The following is a 1803-nucleotide window of genomic DNA, read 5'->3' as shown; positions in this document are numbered from 1 at the left end:
AGGACTCCGTTGGGGAATCCGTGATTCGGGCTTCCTGGCATGGTCATGCAACAAGGTCGAGGCGGGCGAGGTGAGAGAGGCGGGTTGTGCCGAGCGGGGTGTTGTTCAGCCAGGCGTCGACGCGGATGAGGTTGATGGCGGTGGCGGATAGGACGTTTGCGAGATGGGTCTTGGGCTGTCCGCGGTAGGGCGTGCGCCGAAGTCGGGTGCGGCGGACGGCCTGGGAGATGGTGCCCTCGACGCCGGCGCGGATGTCGTAGCGGGCTTTCCACTCCGCGGTCTGCTGCTCGGAACGTTGCCGGGCAAGGACTTCCTGTTGCTCTCGTGGCAGCAGGGTCAGGCTGCGTCCCCACGTGCCGTTCGCCGCCTTGGTGCACCGGGACCGCAGGGGGCATGGGGCGCAGTCGGCGTGCGCGAAGTGCACCCGGGTGATGGGGGTGCCGCTGGGTTTGCGCTGGTCGGACCAGCTGGCGCTGACCGCTCCCTGGGGGCAGGTGACTGTCTTGGCGTCCCAGTTCACAGAGAAGGCGGCCTGTGTCAGGTCCGGTGCGTGTTCGCCGTCGCCGCGTTTGGCGTGGTGGGTGTCGGCGCCGACCGGGCCGAGCAGGGTGATGCCGTGGTCGTTGTGGGCGGTGAGGATGTGGGCGGCGGTGACATAGCCGGAGTCCACCACGTGCTCATCCGGCGCCAACTGGCGCTTTTCCAGGTGCTGGTGAATGGCCTGGGTCATCTCGGTGTCGTCCACGGTCGCGTCCGTGGTTTCCACGTTGGTGATCAGGTGGGGTGCGTCCGGTTCGCAGGTTTCGGTGAGGTGGGCCTTGTAGCCTGTCCAGCCGGATCCGCGCTTGACGCCGTAGCGCGCATCGAGGTCGTAAGGGGAGGCCAGCCGCCGTCTGCCCGGCGGGAGGTCCTTGCCCTCCCGCCAGCGCACCCCCTTCGTATCTCGGTGGTACTGCTCGCCCCAGGTGCGACGCAGGACCTGCACTGCCGGGATCTCACGCAGCCAGAGTGGGGCAGCGGACTGATCGACGGCGTCCAGGAGCGCGAAGCCGTCCCGGCCGACCTGCTCGGCCCATTCCCGGCGGACGTTCTCCCCTTTCGGGAAACGGTAGTTGTCGATCTTGGCTCCGTAGCGTTCCACCCACGAGGCGTCAATCAACCCGGTCAGCCAGCCGGGAGCAGCTGCGGCCAGGACCTCCAGCGCCGCCCGCAGCGCCTCGCCGACGAACTCCATCCTGTTCAGAGTGCGCACCGCGGCCAGCACATGAGTGGAGTCGGTGCGTTGCCGCCCGCCGGCACGCAGCAGCCCGGTGTCCGACAGCCGGGCCAGCACCACCTCCAGGACCTGCTCTTCCAGGTCATGCTCGATCAGGCGGGAGCGGAAGTCGCCCAGAACCGTGAAGTCGAAACCGGGATCGTCGAGCTCCAGCCCGAGGAGGAACTTCCAGTCCATCCGGGCCCGCACCTGGTCAGCGGCCTGCCGGTCGGACAGCCCCTCGGCATACTGCAGCACCGACACCAGCGCCAGAGCTCCCGGCGAGATCGCGGGCCGACCCCGACCAGGGAAGGCTGCCGCGAAATCTTCGTCCGTGAACAGCGCACCGAGAACTTCCCGGATCCGAATGGCCAGGGCCCCTCTGGGGAACGAGGCCCGCACCACCCGGGCCGTCAGCTCAGGCACCCCACGGTCATCCCACGACTCCAACGACATCCAGCCCCACCCTCCCACTGACGGACAGGACGATCATGCCAGCCCCCCCATCGCCCGGGGGTGTCGCTTTGCGGATTTCCCAACGGAGTCCT

At 68.3% G+C, this 1803-nt stretch carries 1 protein-coding gene; it reads right to left on the bottom strand.

Translation table 11 applies throughout. The features are described 5' to 3' along the window. Positions 1 to 43: 43 nt before the first annotated feature. Entirely contained in the window at positions 44 to 1681 is a 1638-nt protein-coding gene (locus ACFU5K_RS31830; protein ID WP_384068208.1) for an IS1182 family transposase, read from the bottom strand. Between the last annotated feature and the right edge of the window lie 122 nt (positions 1682 to 1803).

The sequence above is a fragment of the Streptomyces sp. NPDC057428 genome (genome assembly GCF_042803195.1).
GTDB lineage: Bacteria > Actinomycetota > Actinomycetes > Streptomycetales > Streptomycetaceae > Streptomyces.
Note: the sequence above shows the minus strand (reverse complement) of the source record. Positions and strands in the feature narration are given on the sequence as shown.